The organism is Anaerovibrio sp. RM50, from assembly GCF_000622005.1.
Taxonomy (GTDB): domain Bacteria; phylum Bacillota; class Negativicutes; order Selenomonadales; family Selenomonadaceae; genus Anaerovibrio.
In genome coordinates, this window is record NZ_JHWV01000006.1 from 167,071 (window position 1) to 183,875 (window position 16,805).

General features: G+C 44.0%; 11 protein-coding genes and 1 riboswitch. Of the genes, 1 reads left to right on the top strand and 10 read right to left on the bottom strand.

The features are described 5' to 3' along the window. Window positions 1–135 precede the first annotated feature (135 nt). The gene (locus T525_RS0104475; protein WP_037325076.1) at window positions 136–1,164 is read right to left on the bottom strand and encodes an iron ABC transporter permease; all 1,029 of its coding nucleotides are present in this window, start codon (window positions 1,162–1,164) and stop codon (window positions 136–138) included. After that, the gene (locus T525_RS0104480) at window positions 1,161–2,018 is read right to left on the bottom strand and encodes an ABC transporter ATP-binding protein (protein WP_027406213.1); all 858 of its coding nucleotides are present in this window, start codon (window positions 2,016–2,018) and stop codon (window positions 1,161–1,163) included. The genes T525_RS0104475 and T525_RS0104480 overlap by 4 nt, the downstream gene beginning before the upstream one ends. Before the next feature lie 154 nt (window positions 2,019–2,172). Between T525_RS0104480 and T525_RS0104485 the strand changes: the two genes are divergently transcribed. Next, entirely contained in the window at window positions 2,173–2,682 is a 510-nt protein-coding gene (locus T525_RS0104485) for an AAA family ATPase (protein WP_027406214.1), read from the top strand. 64 nt (window positions 2,683–2,746) lie between these two features. Here T525_RS0104485 and T525_RS14215 read toward each other — a convergent pair whose 3' ends face one another. The 8 genes from T525_RS14215 to T525_RS0104525 all read right to left on the bottom strand — a co-directional run bounded on the left by T525_RS14215 (window position 2,747) and on the right by T525_RS0104525 (window position 16,597). Then, window positions 2,747–4,627, bottom strand: coding sequence for a TonB-dependent siderophore receptor (locus T525_RS14215; protein ID WP_051533405.1), 1,881 nt, complete (start codon window positions 4,625–4,627; stop codon window positions 2,747–2,749). Window positions 4,628–4,644: 17 nt separating this feature from the next. Further along, entirely contained in the window at window positions 4,645–5,637 is a 993-nt protein-coding gene (locus T525_RS0104495) for an ABC transporter substrate-binding protein (RefSeq protein ID WP_369751935.1), read from the bottom strand. A 131-nt stretch (window positions 5,638–5,768) separates the two neighbouring features. Beyond that, a riboswitch (cobalamin riboswitch) is annotated at window positions 5,769–5,943 on the bottom strand. A gap of 187 nt (window positions 5,944–6,130) precedes the next feature. Further along, window positions 6,131–8,152 (bottom strand): clostripain-related cysteine peptidase, encoded by a 2,022-nt coding sequence (locus tag T525_RS0104500; RefSeq protein ID WP_037325079.1) that lies wholly within the window; start codon window positions 8,150–8,152, stop codon window positions 6,131–6,133. A 313-nt stretch (window positions 8,153–8,465) separates the two neighbouring features. Next, the gene (locus T525_RS0104505) at window positions 8,466–8,885 is read right to left on the bottom strand and encodes a type II toxin-antitoxin system HicB family antitoxin (protein ID WP_051533407.1); all 420 of its coding nucleotides are present in this window, start codon (window positions 8,883–8,885) and stop codon (window positions 8,466–8,468) included. Window positions 8,886–8,894: 9 nt separating this feature from the next. Then, window positions 8,895–9,089, bottom strand: a complete 195-nt coding sequence (locus tag T525_RS0104510) for a type II toxin-antitoxin system HicA family toxin (RefSeq protein WP_027406218.1) — start codon at window positions 9,087–9,089, stop codon at window positions 8,895–8,897. A gap of 286 nt (window positions 9,090–9,375) precedes the next feature. Further along, window positions 9,376–11,538 (bottom strand): autotransporter outer membrane beta-barrel domain-containing protein, encoded by a 2,163-nt coding sequence (locus tag T525_RS0104515; RefSeq protein WP_027406219.1) that lies wholly within the window; start codon window positions 11,536–11,538, stop codon window positions 9,376–9,378. Between the two features lie 247 nt (window positions 11,539–11,785). Continuing rightward, window positions 11,786–12,727, bottom strand: a complete 942-nt coding sequence (locus T525_RS14220) for a hypothetical protein (protein WP_051533408.1) — start codon at window positions 12,725–12,727, stop codon at window positions 11,786–11,788. Window positions 12,728–12,982: 255 nt separating this feature from the next. Then, a complete protein-coding gene (locus T525_RS0104525) occupies window positions 12,983–16,597 on the bottom strand; it encodes an autotransporter outer membrane beta-barrel domain-containing protein (RefSeq protein WP_027406220.1) in 3,615 nt (1,204 codons plus the stop codon). Window positions 16,598–16,805: the final 208 nt, after the last annotated feature.

Below are 16,805 nucleotides of genomic sequence, written 5' to 3' on the forward strand. Positions count from 1 at the left end.
AATACTACCCCCATTTATCAAATAGTGTTCTAAAAACGACGGGATTGTTTTGTGCCCCTTTCGGCAGAAAACAACCCCGTTTTTTTAGTGTGCATACGTGAAGAAAGCGCAGGCTATTAAAGCCTGCGCTTTTATTTATCTTATATCCATATTCTTTCTTAACAGGTACAGGAAATATGGAGTGCCCAGTAAGGCAGTCATAATTCCCACATTTATTTCACTGTTTGGAAGAAGCATTCTGCCCATGGCATCACAAAATACCAAAAATACTGCTCCCCCCACTATACTGGCCGGCAACAAATAACGATGATTTGGCCCCACCAGCATACGCATCATGTGGGGAATAATCAGCCCTACAAAGCCAATACTGCCTGTAATACATACGCTGCTGGCAGTGGTCATGGTGGCAACTGCAAGCAATATAAGTCTGAATTTTGTAACATTCATGCCCACAGCCTTGGCTTCTGCCTCTCCCAGGGCCAGAATATTTAGATGTCTGGCCAGCAATATCATAATTATAATTCCAAGACTTATAGGAACAGCCCCCATAAGCACATGCTCCCAACGGCGGTAATCAAGGCTGCCAATAGTCCAGAAAAGGTATTGCTGCACCTTATGATCTTCCATTATTGTCAGCATGGCTGCCGTCAGGGCACTAAAGAGCATCCCTACCACCACACCGGCCAAAAGCAGTGTCAGCACAGGAATCCGCCCATGTCTTGTGGCCAAACCAATGGTCAATGATACTGCCACAACGGCTCCTATAAAGGCACATACAGGAAGTCCCATAAGGCTTGTGCTGTTAATTCCAATAATAATAGCTATTACAGCACCAAAGGTAGCTCCGCTGGATACTCCAATAATTCCCGGGTCTGCCAAGGGATTACTGAACACCCCCTGAAGCACCGCCCCAGATGCAGCCAACCCGGCTCCCACAAGAAGTCCAACCACAGTACGGGGAGAACGAATAAACATCAATACAGCCTCCTGCTGCTCAGTTATATCAACATTCTCCAGCAACGGAATCCCCATTTTATGGAAAAACCAGGCCACCACCTGCGTAAAGCTTAGATCATATTGCCCCGCAGACAAAGAGATACAAATTACCAGCAATAGGGCCACAAACAAAATTATGGATATGAGCTTGCGGTGATAATTGTTCATACATCATCACCCCTCCCATTATGATGTTTGTCACCAATAATTGTATTAATAAGCTCTTTTTTTCTGCCGTCATCAGGGGCAGGAACCGTAAATATGTCCACATGCCCCGTCTCCTTGTTTATTAAAGAGCGTATGTCCACCCCATAGGCATCTGTAAGAAGGCTGTCCGTCAACACTTCCCCCGGATTACCATCCGCGATAATATTTCCATCTTTTAAAAGCATCAGTCGGGAACAGTATCGTGCCGCCAAATTAAGCTCATGAACTACCATAATAACCGTCTTGCCGTATTTGCACATTTCCTGGCAAAAGCGGAATATCTCCTCCTGGTAGAATAAATCCAGTCCCGAGGCCGGTTCATCCAAAAACAACACATGGGTCTGCTGGGCCAGCACCTTGGCAAGATAAACACGCTGCCTTTGACCTCCGGACATGGCTCTGATGGGGGTATCGACCAGCTCCATAACCCCGGTGTATTTCATGCAGGCATCAACAATTTCAATGTCATCGTCGCTGCTCTGCTCCCACCATTTCTTATATGGGTATCGTCCTGCCATTACCATATCCCTTGCAGTATAATCAAATGTCATTTCCACCTGCTGCTGAAGATAGGCAATCTGAATTGCCAATTCCCGTTGTGAATAGCTTTTCAGTTCCCTTTCAAACAATGTTATGCTTCCATTTTCCAGGGGCAAAAATCCCCTGAGAGATTTGAGCAAAGTACTCTTACCAGCACCATTTTTGCCAATAATTCCAATAAACTCCCCATAATTAACATCAAAGGTCGCATTGGTTATTACTATATTATTATCATAACCGGCAGTTATGTTTTTAACACTTAATATTTTTTCCATTAATGGCTCCATAACCGATAATATTGTTATTTATAACAATTTCAAATTAAAACATCCAACAATTTTAAGTATACTGTTTAGGTAATAATTGTCAAATTCATTGTGCCCTTTTCGATATGGAATATAGTATAATCGAAGCAGGGAGGGCTTGAATATGCAAATAAACATGAAAGACAATATCGTTGCTATTCTTCGTGGGGTGCCGGGCTCCGGAAAAAGTACATGGATAAAGGAGCATGGTGTTGAAGACTATTCCATTTCCCTTGATAAGCTTCGTCTGATGCTTTCAAATCCAATTAAATCCCCAAATGGGTATTTCGAAATAAATCAGGCCGTATCTGAAACTGCCTGGAAGCTGGCTTACGAATTCTTAAAAAGCCGTATGCGAAACGGCGGTGTAACATTTGTGGATGCCACCTTTATGAATGAATATCTCATAAATTTTATGAATGATTTAGTATGTGAATATAAATACAAGCTATTAGTAATCGATTTTTCTTCTGTTGGGCTTGAGGAAGCAAAAAGGAGAAATCATCTTAGGCGAGACACTATCCGCTACGTTCCGGAATCAGTATTGGATAAATTATGGCAGGAAGGTGCCACAACCAACTTTGGAGACATAACAAAAGTAGACTATTATGATGTGGAAATAATTCCATTCTAAAAAAATGGGGGTATCACCCTTGATGTTTTTCATCAGGTGATATCCCCGCTTTTTTAATTAATTTTTAGAAACGAATATTTGCACCTACAAGGAAGGTACGGCCCTGGAGTGGATACTGAGGACTCGTAGCCCATGCAGACTGTGGATAAATATAATACATCTGATTAGTTAAGTTGTTTACCTTAAAGTAAATATCCACATTTTCTGTTGCCGCGTAGGATGTATTAAAATCCCAAATTGCATAACAGTTACGACTATAACGTGTTTCATCAAGGCCACTACCAAAGCGTCCCAGAAGGTTAGCCTTCCAACGATCACAGTTATAATGAATTCCCAGGCGATAACCATTTGGTTCATAATATGGTATATCATTAGCATTTGTAGCAGAATACGCTGAACTATTTATATAGGAATATCCCATATCATATGACCAACGATCAGATAATGCACCACTTAAGGAAATATTAATGCCATCCTTCTTTTCATTATTTATATTTTGAGCAATTATGCCAATTATTTCAGTACTAGGAAGCCATTTAATTGCGTTATCCAAATTACTCCAAAAATAATTTACATCCAAAATAGCCTTGTCGGAGAATTCATGAGTTATACCAATAGTTTCCACGTGACCTGACTCAGGCTGCAAATTTGGATCGCCAACATATTTATAACCGCCCCAATCATTATTATAGAACAAGTCATCAAGGGTTGGTGCCTTAAATACACGTCCCCAGGAAGCATACATCTTGGTCTGGACATCAGGCTGGTAATTTAGGGCAGCCTTTGGAGACCAGTGGGTACCAAACATACTGTGATGGTCCATACGAATACCAGGTACAAAGGTCCACTTACTATCAAAGCTTATAGTATCCTGTAAGAATAATGCCTGAGTAGTAATCTGTTTATTCTCGTAAGAGCCACCTAGTAAATTAGAAGCAACACCCTGATGCCATTCTGCCCCGGCTACAACCTTGTGATTTTTACCTAACTGCCAACCATTCTGGTACTCTAAATCGTGGCTGTGAGTATCATATTTGCCCTGAAAATCAGTAGATTTATAATTTACCGAATAGCGTAAAAATCCCTGCACTGGTTGGTCTTCCTTAAAATTATAGGTAATAGAACCATAATTATAATTATGATTTTGGTAAAATGGTGGATTATTATAAATACCCATATCCTGCTGTCTATGGGTAAACATCAGACGCAGGGAATCACTGTCAGAAAACTTTTTCCCAAGACGCATAGAAAGGCTGTCGTTGCTGTAATCACTGTTATCCATGGAAACATCCTCGCCATTTTCAGCTTTGTATTTGAAATCTCCACGCTTCTGGATACCAGCAGTTACGAACCAGTCCCAATCCCCCTGACTGCCCTGATTGGTCAGCTCATAGTTGTGGGTTCCAAATGAGCCTGTATTAAGGTCTAAGGTAGTTTCATTCTTGCTGCCCTTTTTGGTGATAATATTTACCACACCACCTACAGCATCACTGCCGTAAAGGGCAGAGCCTGCACCCTTTACCACCTCAATGCGCTCGATATTCTTCACGGACGGAATCATACCAAGACTGGCACTGGCACGGCCCATGGATCCCTGATCGTTATTAAGGCGCTGACCATCAATCATAATTACAACACGCTGGTCACCATTGATGATAACTTCCTGGTCACCATTGGAACCACCACTGTTTACAACCACACCATTTACATGGGAAAGTGCCTCAGCCACATCGCTATAGTGATTATCCTCAATCTGCTCAGCGGTGATAACAGTTACATCAGCAGGGGTGCTCATTATAGATGATGGCATACGCTCCGCCGTAACTACCACATCCACAATATCATCATCCTGCACCACAGCCTCAGCCTGGCAAACTGCTGTACCAGAGTACAGTACACCCAAAGCCAGGGAAGCCAACACCATTTTCTTCAAATCCCTTTGCATTATAAAAATCCTCCTCATTACTTCTCTACTGCTGACAGATGCTGTTGGGGTTCCAGCTTAAACTTGTCACCATATACACGATAGGCAATCTCCTGAACCGCAAAAACAAAATCCTGTGAGCAATTATATATATAACCCTCATCTGGCATCAGCAGGGCACCATTTTTTATGGCTTTCATACCCTGCAGCCCCGGGTCATTGATGTATTCAGACCGGATACGGTTTATATCCACCTCTCCATGATTGTTATAGGATGGCAAAAATAGAAAATCCGGATTTATAGCCACCATTTTTTCCTTGGTCATAATCTGTCCATTTTGGATACCCGCAGCGGCAGCACCATTTACTACACCCGCCAGCTGACAGGCTTCATCAAAGGCGCAGCCCGCACCGCCATAATCCTTCATAAGGGATATGAGCAATACGCTTTTCCTCTCTGACTGGGGTATTTCTGCAACCTTTTGACTTATCTCAGCCAGCTTTTCATCCATTTTCTTCAGCAAAATATTTCCCCGTTCCGGCTCTCCCGCAGCCTGGGATAACAGGGTAATTGTTTCTTTTATATCCTGTAAATTCTTTGGACCTTTGCAGACCACCACCGGGATTCCTAAATCCCTTAGGGCCGCCACTCGCGAAAGATCTCCCCAGTCCGGCTCAATAACCAAATCCGGCTGAAGGGCAGCAATTTCTTCAACAGAAGGATATGTAATCTTGGTAGGCACCTTTTTGCCCAACTCCACCATATTTGAGCTGGAAGGATCATCCAGCAGGTTGTTTACTGCCACCATACGCCCCGGTTCCACCAGTCCCAGCATAATTTCATCAGTACACATAGACATAGTAAGTATCCTCTTTGGTTTGGCTGGTATGTTGACGGTGGTGCCCTGAATATCCGCGACTGTATAGCCACCCGAATTATCTGCTGTTGCCCCCTCCTGCTTGCAGCCTACCAGAGAAATTACTATCAGTAATGCAAGGGCTATTAAATTAAACCTGATATATTTATTCAAAACTTCTTCCTCCACAGGAAACAAACAAATAAAAAAACCATCCTTTCTGAAAAAGGACGGCACAAACTTTTACATAACATTATAAATAATATTAAGACTTGCAAATCCCCTTCCCATCGCTCGTAGGAAAAAACGGTGATTGTTAAACAGGCAGTTCTCCTGACTCGATTCATTGCTAGGCTACACCTTCCCAGATTTCTCCAGTGGCACTTACTATAGCTTCGCTCCTCATACAGTGGCGGGACCGTGCTGGACTATACCAGCTTCTCTATTAAGCCTCACGGCACCTGTTCCTAAATTATTAAATTTTGATTAAAAAGATTCAACAATTATTAGTATACACTTTTGGTTATAATTGTCAAATTAAATAACTAAAAGTAATAGGTTTTCGCCAAAATCATCGTTTTAAAAAAGTTAAGCGCAGGACACTGAGCCCTGCGCTTTTTAAATATTTTAATTCTACTTAAATTAACAATATGAAATAAAACAGGCCTTACTCAATTGTTGTGGTGATGTCACCATTCTTTATATCAAACTGAACCATCTGTGAAAAGGCACTGTCACCGGTTGGGCTTACAAATTCGAAGAAGTATCCGTAAAGTCCGTCCCCTGTTTCATCATCAGCAAACACTGGGTTGCTGCCAATGGTAAAGGTATCAACATCTACTGGCGTAAAATCATTGCTGGCAGATGAAATTTTCATTACATAGTGGATGGTTGTAATGGTATCTCCTGCTTTCAGCTTCACATAGTGACGGTCACCCATGCCATTTTCATCTATACCCTTCCAGGCGCCAATAATACGATATTTATCATCGGCGTATGTGTATGCCACCTGCAAATTGCATTGTTCCCCATTCAGCTTTATTGGAATGGAATAAAGGTTATACCCGTCCTCCTCGGTGGTGATTTCCACATAAACAGGATGTCCGTCAAGCATCGGCCATTTGCCGAAGAAATTATCCTTAAAAATACCCTTGTCCCAATCTGCAATTATGTTGGAATCACTACCCAGAGCCATCATAATGTCCCCAGCCATATCAATATATACCAGCTGGCAATGAACTGATGACAGAAGATCCATCTGCTCCTCCGTCAGTGAAACAAAAGCATTGCCCTCACTGTCCATATCCACTGGGGTATCCTCCAGCTGGGATACATTACAAAATCTTTGGGATGGCTGAATCTGAGGAACAGGGGCCGATATAGTTCCCTGGCTGTTGCCGGCCAGAACCTTGTCAGCCTCCTGTGGCCATTCGCCACTGAGCAAATAATAATACAAGCATTTATGGGCCAGAGGAGCAGCATGCTGATCAACATATCTGGAAAATGTGTCCACATCACCATCATAAGGATAATAGCCGGACAAGCCACCGCCCTTTTGACGATATGCACCCTGAACCTTGTAGACAACTGCATTGTTCACACTATACAGCAGATTGGAGGCTGTTTTTGGCATCAGATGCTGTGATTTGTAGGCCAGATCACCGATATCCACCATGTTGGAATATCCCTGTTCCCTGGTATTTCCCCCATAATTTTCTGCCATCTGGGCATCACGTCCAAAGTCTGAGAAAAATCCCTGAGGATTCCCCTTGGCCTGACCAAGGGCTTCTGCACCAAAGGCCTCGTAGGCTGTCTTAAGGTCCGGAACCTTGGAAATATCCACAACAGAAAGGGTTGCCGCATCCTCGGTGCCGTATTCCTCACAGCCCTCCATATATGTATCGCAAACAACCTGCCCCAGTCTGTCGCCACCCATGGCAGGATTGTTGGCCAAAGCACCGACCCAGCCTTCATAATTCCAGCCGTTACCCGGCTCTATTTCCTCAGAAGCGGTCATATAACGGGTCAAGCCATGAAGCATATTGGCTGTATCATAAGTAGCCATGAGACAGGCATCAAAGCCTATCATTTCAAAAGGCGGATTATCCTGGGATACCCCGTAAACCCCTGAAAAGGCTTCATGTATATCATTAAGGCTGAGAATATTGCCAGTACGTTCATCCAGACAGACACCTGCCGCACTTCCGCCGCCATGATCCCAAAATACAAATACCCTGTGATCTGCAGGGAAATTATCCTTGCCAAACTGCAAAAAATCCTTGAGGGTATTCTTGTCACCCATATCGGCATCAGGGGCCAGCTCCAGCTCCTGAAGGCCGTTTGAATCATAAAGGTAACGTCCTACTACGTTATTGCCCATAACCTCATTTTGCCACTCAGTGCTGCCGCCGGTCTGAAAAACAACCTTAACATTGGATGGTAAATTAACCTCCAAAAGCTCTGCAATATCTTCGGTGGCAGACCCATACTGGGATTCCAGATCCGTACCGCAGATATACCAGTACACAACCCAGCTGTCATTAGGATTGTAAACATTGGCAAAGGCCTTTCCCTGGTTATTCTCATCATCCAGACACCCTGCAGCCAATACAGCCACCAGCATAAATACCAATAAAGCCAGTGCCCTCAGCTTTTGTTCTAAAAAATATTGACCAATATTTTTTTTCATTCTCCCACCTCGATATAACTTAAATAAATTTGCATCTTTTACTAATAATTGCCTATCTTCCTCTAATATACAACCTTACATTTCAAAAATCCACCACTTTGGAGCGAACGGTCGAAATTTGCAACGAACGGTCGATTTTTAGACCAATTGACTTTTCTTGTATGACAAAATTGTTATGATGGCTGGCGAAAAAAATTCTCCTGCTAATATTACAGACAATAAAAAATCTCCCGCTGATCACTACAACCAATCAACGGGAGTGTGTCCAATCCATCATTTAACCGTTAGTGCCACCATATACTGTATCACTCCACTATTTATTTTGACTTACAGTTGCAATTACAGCATTTTGAAGAAGCTGAGAGAAATTTACTCCATATCTTTCCCCCTCAGCATTTACCCAGTAAGGGATTGATACAGTTTTCTTGATAAACCTTTTATTTAGTTTTTCGCGAATAACGGGCATAAAGGCATTAACCTTAACCAGCACCTCATTATCAGCCAAATTTTTCTTTAATTCCTTCAAACTGGAAGGCTGTGGAATAGCTTCTCCATCCTCTTCTATGCCAAACATGTGAAGCTGTAATACTTCTTCTGCTTTTCTTGCGGCTTCGTCTTCATCAGCTCCAAAAGAAACACACCCAGGCAAATCTGGATAGGTAATATGGATACCGTCATCCTCATAAGTAAATATGGCAACATAATTATAAAATTTTGGCAAACTGTCCATCATGATTCCTCCTTAAAATTTTATCCCTGCCTGTTTCTCTATACTCTTAATATCTCGTATATTCATATCTTTAACCGGATGAGTTACAGTAACCCGTCCATGCTTGGTTGGGTGCTTAAATTGGTGATGATCCCCGACACAAGCAACCTCATACCAGCCATCTTCCTTCAGCTTTTGTATCACTTCCCGTGAGGAATAACTTTTCATCCTATGCCCTTCTTTCCTACATTATTACACGTAATATATTACGTGTCAATTACCATCCTAGCATTTAGTAAATCTAACTTGTTTTTATATAATTTTATCATCTTTAAGGCTTATGATAAATATATTTTGGTATTTTCTAAATTTTATATAATTTTATTATGAATATACTTATTTTTAATTAAATATGTATATAACAAAAACTCCCAGCAAAAGCTAGGAGCCATAAAAAATATCATATTTAGTTTAAATATGGAACACTGCGGAAAGTCCCCCTGTGTATGACTTTTCAGAAGCTCCAGGTGGCACCCATCTGTACACTGCCGCCTCTTTGCTTTCCAACCCAGCCATTGAGGCCAAGGTCAAGGGTCAATGGGCCGTTGCCCGGCTTTACCTGCCAGCCCAGCTCCAGCATTCCACTGCTGCCCTTTACGCTTGGGCTTGGGGTACTGCCGCCATTGTAGTGGGCTGTGGCATCGCCGCCAAATTCATACTGGTAGGCTACGCCCCCATAATAGCTGTTTTTCTCGTTAACCTTGTGGGTTAATCGTGCGCCGATACGGATACGGTGGCTGTTCACTGCATCGAAGCTCCATTGCTCATCCCCAGTAATTGAGGCGTGCATGGTGACATCGTCCCCGGACTGATGGCTGTAGAAATATTTCAAATATCCGTCAAGGGTATTGCCCTTCCCCAAGTCGTAGACCTTGCCAAGACCAAGATGGGCCGCCCAATAATTCGATGCGGTGTCGTAGTTTATGTCCTGCAAGTTGAAGGTACTCTTGTAATCTGAGGTCACACGACCCCCACGAAGGCTTCCCTCGTAGTAAAAGCCGTCCCTATTGATTTGCCGCGCCATAATGCCTACACCGAAGTAATGGGAGCCACCCTCGCCGTGAATGCCATTGTCAAGATAACTGTCATAGCTGCCGCCGCCGTATTCCACTACAGGGCCAAAGAGCAATTTACCATTGGCATTGGAAATCTCCCTGGCAAAGCCCACATTCAGGCCGAAGCCCTTTGTATCCACGTAGGAGCCGCTTTCTGCCCGCATACTGGAGCCACCGAAGGCAGCAAATGGGGTAAAGCTGCTCACGGTTGGAGCTCCTGCCCCGCCGCTTTTGGACTGCTCCGCGGCTTCACCGCCTTTTGACTGGGCCGCCGTTTCCAGAGCAACGGCATTGGCCGCCTGTTGGAAGCCCTGGGAAGCCAGCATATCTGCCCCCGCGTTAATGAAGGTAGTGGTGGCCGCCTTGGTTTCCACTATGGATTTTGTATTTTCCATAGCCTCATTTTTCTGGGATCCATTACCGCCTCCTTCATCAGACGGTTCCTCCGTAATGGTGGCGTAAATATTGTTTGTGTCGCTGGTAACATCAAATTTATAAGTATCGATGGTGGCAATGCTCTCTGGCACATTGATCTCCGTGGTCTGGGACACTGTGCCGTTCAAGGTGTTGGCGTGGAGCAGGGTCACCTTGTCATTTTTCACCAAGTTCACCAATTTTCCCTGGGCCATGACACCCACCTTCGCGTCCGCCACATTGGCGGTGCCGCTGACCGTCAGCATGGTGTCAGTCTTGCTCATGTCTGTAGGTATATAGAAGTTGAGGTTTTGGAACCTGTCCAGTACACCCGTAGTCACGCCCTTTGCGGCAAGGTTCAGGGTGTTACCCGTGGAGTTGCTGACGACCACGGTGCTACCGCCAATCAACCCGCCCACGGTAATCTGCTTCAAAATATTGACGGTGTTGTTCGTAGCCGCGCTGCCTCCGTACCCGCCGTGAATTTCGGTATTCGCCCCGAAGGTGCCGCCGGAAATTGTGACGATATTATTGTCCACCGTTCCGCTTATGGAGTAACCGCCATATACTTTGCCATTGATAGTGCCGCTGGTAAACTCCACCCTATTCCCCGTAACGTCGCCATTGCCAGAGCATCCGCCGAGCACGATGCCATTATCGCTTACCGAGCTGTTTGTGACAGTGACTTTGTTGCCCGTGGCATTGCCCGTGCCGACGTTTACCCAGCCGCCACATACATCATTGATGATAAAACTGTCTTTGAGCTCAAGGATATTACCCGCGGCATTACCACTTTCAGAGTATCCGCCGTATGCACATTCTACATCACCGGTCCCGTCCAAGATAAGCGTATAGCCGCTGATATCTCCGGCTGATATCCCGCCGTAAATTCGCCAATTATTACAATTGCCGTCCGTGACGGTCAGTTTCTTTTCCGTTGCCGTTTGGCCGACATCAGGGGTTGGCCGGCAATTCATGTTGCCCCCTACTTCCATGACTTTGTCCCCGTTGTCAGCATTGATGTAAAGCAAACTGTAAGCCGATGCTATACCAGCCTCCCCTATCCACAGGGAAAGAGCAAGAGCCAATGCTACCCGGGCCTTCTTGCTGTTAAAGCTGCTCTTTTGGAAATATACTTTTGTAGGCATATAAAACACCTCCAAACGACAATCCATTTATCCGCATCTGTTTATTTACCTATACTACATATATCGTCAAAATCCTGCAAAATAAACAGCCGGGACAGCTGGACAAAATCCAGCCCCCGGCATTTTGAAAACTATATTTCATTAAATATGGAACACTGCGGAAAGTCCCCCGGATGAGCCCCCGTATAGCTTACTCAAAAATCTCCCGCTGATCAGTAAAGCCAACCAACGGGAGTATGTACGAACATCATTTAGCTGTAACTGCCGCCTTATACTGCGCCCGCTTATCTTCAGGAATTTTCAAAGCTGTCATAGCCTCATCAACGGAAAGATGCATCGCCGTCATTAGATTTCTTATATGCTCTATACAAGTGACATCACGTCCTTCTACTTTACCTTTATTAAGTATCCGTTTAGCCGGATAATCCAAAATCTTACCGCCCATGATTGTTTCCACTCCTTCCCGAATCAATTTATAGTCTTTAGCCAAATTACGTACTACTTTCTTACCCATATCCAAAATCGACTGTTTGGTATAGGTATCTATCTCACCATTATCCAACATCTTGTTCAGGCATTCACATATATGCCGATACTCTGCCAAAAATAGCTGAAGCTGGTTCTCATCTTCCTCATATACCTTAAACCGTGCCTCATGGATAAATATATAGAATGGTATCAAATAAAACAATTTCTTGTCAAATATTTCATCTATGCTGTACTTTTGCACCTTCAAGACAGGTATACCATACTCTGCCGTTGTGCCTGGTGTCTTTATACGCACCATCGTGGTGTCCGGCGTTCTTTCGCTATGCCTCAAATACAGAAGTGCTGAATGAGGAAATGACACTTCCAGAACGTTATCTGTGATTTTTCCGTCCGACAAAGCTATCTGAGCATCATACTCAAACATACGAAGGGACATGGTATTATCTTCAGTTGATTGTATTTCATAATGATACTTCTTAGTGACATTACCCTTGATGACATAAAAACTGGAATCCGTTATGCGCTTCCTTTGTCGGCCATTTTGTTGCTGAATATACAGTTCATTGGGCTGAAACACAATCTGTTCAGTACCATCATAGTTCTCACCGAACATTTCATTAATAACAGGGAGTATCAAATGACTGCAATCATACAATAACGTATGCCCCACATCGTCATACGGTGTTGAAGTATATCCCATATAAAACCCTCTCCACATTTACATTTTAGCACATAGGAATGCTTTTTTCTATTCTCTGTATCAAAACAGAAAACTATATCCATTTCCTAAATAAGTAGTAACATTTTATTAATTATATTAATATAATATCATATATTACCTAATTAATCTATGAGAAATCGTGTATTTTTATTATATTATCAACAATAAATTTTATACTATAAACTAAAACAGGACCTGTTCCATGACAGGCCCTGTTAAAACTGTAATTACTACTTAAATATGGAACACTGCGGAAAGTCCCCCGGTGAGGCCCCGCTTTTTCCCGGCAAATCCGCTTAAATTCAGATCAAGGGTAACATTGCTATTGTCCCCTGGCTGGAAGGTGGCACCGATTTCACCACGCAGGCTTGTACCGCTTATATCTGCCCCGCGAATAGCCACACCGTCAGCAAGACCAGCAGCCCTGCCGCAGAACTCATGCTCAATGGCCAGTCCGCCATAGTAATTAATCTTGTCGCTCTTTTTAACGGTGTATCTGGTGCCCACACGAAGCACGCTGGATTCCACTGCATCAAGGTCATAGTGTCCCCCTGCATCAAAGGACACACTGCCCCTGTGATTGTAGAAATACTTGGCATAAAGGTCCAAAACGTCAGTCTTGTTCAGCTTGATTTCACGGCCCACGCCAATATGGGCACCCCAATAGGTGGCGTCAGTTTCATAGCTGTATGGATTGCCGTTTACATCACGGAGTACATTGGTGGCATCATCGTGAATAGAACCGGCCCGCAGACTCCCCTCTACATAAAAGCCGTTATTCTTCTGCCACTTTCCAAGGATACCGCCGCCAGTATAATGGGTGGAGCCGTCGCCCCGTTCGTCCCCATTGAAGGTGGAATAGTTGCCCCTGCCATATTCAAAGAAGGCACCATATTCCGTGGAGGAAAGCTTCTTTTCATTTTTGTGACCAAGAGCCAAAATAGCATTCCAGGTGTGGGTCTTGACATGGGAGCCTGTTTCCACATTCATGGAGCCGCCACCCATATTGGCGTAAGTGGCCACTCCGTCAGCGCCCACATTTCCCGCCATGGCCAAGCCTTCAGTGGCTGCACCAACATATTCATTACCAGCAGAAAGAGCCGCCATACCAACCTCAGCCCCCATAACGGTGTTATGGGTCTGCTCCTGAACAGTCATCTTTTCTGCGCTGGTGTCTGCAGTGAAAATAAGGGCATCCAATGTGCCGTCCTCATTACTGTCCACCAAGGTGGCCTTGCCCTCACCCTCCAGAGTGGAGCCCACCTTGTACTTGGTACCCGTAATGGTTCCCACGCTGTTGCCAAAGTCAGATACCAAGGTCATCTTCTTGTTGGCTTCCAGCTCCTTGATATTGGTAAAATTAATGTTGGTGGTATCTACAGCCGCACCATTGAAGGTAATATTTGCCGGGCGGGTCATAAGGGCCCCTGTGTCCTTCCACTCCACATTGCCAAAGGTGAGCTTGGTGGCGTTATTGCCTGTAGCGGTATAGCTGATTTCTCCCCCAGTAGCCTTATAACTGCCGTTGATTATTCCATCCACAGTCACCCCGGAAACAGGGCTGTATCCATAGGAAACATTATGAACAGTTTCGTCAATATTACGGAGAGTATTGTTGGCTGTAAGGAGTGTTTTCGTATCAGCAGTAACATCCTCCGGATTATTAAAGGTCAGTCCGCTAAGATTTACTGCAGCATTTGAATAATCATAGCCTGCTCCATTGGCAGTACGTCCAGTGCCCCAAGCCATGGAGCCAAAGGATACATTGCTGACATCAAAATTGCTTCTCTTATAGACCAGCTTAGTGCCACTGTCCGCAACCTGAACGCCCTTGGACTCTGAACCAGTCAAAGTTACACCACTGACAGTATCTGAGCTAGAGGCCAATTCCTTGTACTTGATGGCAGCCGCAATTTGGTTTTCATTGAAGAAACCATTTGTTGCAGTCAAAATATCAGTTGTTGAGCCAGCGGCCACATTGGGTGCAAGGCCAGTTCCCATGATGGAATTTTCCCCAAGATTTGAGGTCCAGCCTGTAGGAACACTGCCCTCTGTGCCATCCCACCCCGTAAGGTTGATACTGTTAAGAGCTGTCTTAGTATCGTCGTATTGAATCCACTTTTTCCAGCTTTTAACATTGCCGGAAAGGGTGGCCGACAAGGTGGCACCGTTTATTGTTTTGCTGAAATTCTGACTATGGGAAATAGATAACCCATCTGCCAGATTGGTTGCACCAGAAAGCAGGTCCATACGGCCCGTTACCTCATCAGGGTTCGAAAATTTAAGGTTCGCCGTATTAATGGTCTCTAAATTAGCGAAGTCATAGTCGCCTGTCAGTACGCGCCCATCACCCCAGGTCATCTCCCCCAGGGTAACTTTTTTTACATCATTGCTGATAACATAATCTACTTGTTTTAAATCATTATCAAGGGAAACTGTGTGCTTCATAACACTATCCAGTGTAACACCTTTGTCCGAACTGCTGTCTTCTACGGACTTAACCACTTGACTTTTGTTAGTGCTATTTAATACAACTGGTGCAGTCTTAGTTGAAGAATTATAGATTAGTTTCAGGGGCTCGTCCCTAAATTCATATTTAGTATTTGCGGAAAGCAAGGTCATTTTGCCGACAGTGGTACTATTCAGCAGCTTTGTTCCACCGGTAATGTCCAGCGCTCCACAATTATCAAAATGATTGGCTTTCAGCACTGGAACTGTACTTATGGGATCCCATGTCAATTCCTTGTCCAAGGTAATGGTCTCAAAACTCCCAACTGTTCCTTTGACAACGCTTGGCCCGGATAAAATCAATATATTTCCCGTACTTACATGTTCTCCTTCGTAAGGTCCTAACCTGCCTTTATGACCACCATATACATTTTTCTCCATGGTGCCGCCACCCAGAGTAACGCTGTTTCCACTGACAGCGCCACTAAAGGTGTGGCCACCATACACATCTCCTTTAATTGTGCCTCCAGTTATGATGACTTTATTACCAGAAACTTCACCACCTGATGAATAGCCTCCACAAATATAATAGCCGTCATTATTATTACCTACTGTGCCACCACTGATATTGACAATGTTTCCCTGGCTGCCACCCATACCAGAGCCACCATAAACACTGAGTTCAACCGTGCCACCTGTAATAGTGACAATGTTTTTTTTGGCTTCAGCATACGCCTCTGCACCATAAACAGATTCACCAACTGAACCGCCTTCAATGGTCACTGTATTCTTCTCAGCAACACTGTTGTTATTAGGGGTAGCAGCACCATATACACTTTTTGTCACAGTGCCACCAGTCATCACCACATGATTGTCACTGGCAGTTCCCGCCGACCAGCCTTCACTACTTCCTCCATAAACATAGTTCGCCGTGCCACTGAAATTAACCTGATTCCCCGTAACAGAAACTCCATCCATAAAAAAACCATTGCAATAACCACCATACACCCCGTCTGTCACCGTTCCCGCCATAGTAATCTGATTATTGTTGATGCCACCTGTAATACTATAACCATTAGTATGCTCCGAAACAGAAGCACCACTTTTGATAATAATAGCATTGCCGCTGGTATTAGCTCCAAATATATACATTGCTTTACTGCCATTTGTCATCGTAAAGCTAACACCATCTGTAGTAAATATATAGGCATCATCGGAATGGTCACCAGATATTTCTTCATCATTAGGAACTTGTATAGTATTTGCCCATGCCACCCCGCTGCCCCCTATCCACAGGGAAACAGCCAGTGCCAATGCCATCTGGGCTTTTTTGCTGTTAATGTTGCTCTTGTGGAAAACTCCCTTATACTGGGTGTTTGATGTCCCCCCCCGTGAGGACATTTGTTGATTTTACATCCTTGTCTGCCATTTCACACAATCCTTTCCCCTCTGCTATTAATAACATAGTTTAAACATTTGATTTCACAACTTTCCCATTTTATTTAATATACAACCTGGCATTTCAAAAATCCACCACTTTGGGGCGAACGGTCGAAATTTGCAACGAACGGTCGATTTTTAGACCAATTGACCTTTCTTGTATAACTGT